The organism is Streptomyces sp. a15 (assembly GCF_059026085.1).
This window is the reverse complement of the sequence record NZ_JBWLKM010000328.1, coordinates 1-236: the sequence shown is the minus strand read 5'-3', so window position 1 is coordinate 236 and position 236 is coordinate 1. Positions and strand designations below refer to the sequence as shown.

At 79.2% G+C, this 236-nt stretch carries 1 protein-coding gene; it reads right to left on the bottom strand.

Annotated elements, in window-relative coordinates:
- Positions 1-236 (bottom strand): hypothetical protein (locus tag AC5P09_RS52345; protein WP_493880678.1); only part of this gene is annotated, 236 nt, incomplete at both ends.

Genomic DNA, 236 nt, shown 5'->3' with positions numbered 1-236 from the left:
CGCTCGGTGTCCGCCGCCGCCTCCTCGTCCTCGGCGGCGGCGCCGAGCCGGTCGGCGGCGGCCTCGGCCGCCTCGCTCTGGCGGGCGTGTTCGCGGCGGCGGGCGGCGAGTTCGCGGACCGCCGTCTCGAAGGCGCGGGTGGCGGTCTCGACGGCGTCGACGCGTTCGGTCTCGATGGTGTGCTCGGCCGCGGTGCGGCGCAGGGCTCGTTCGGCGACCGAGCAGGCGGCCACCGA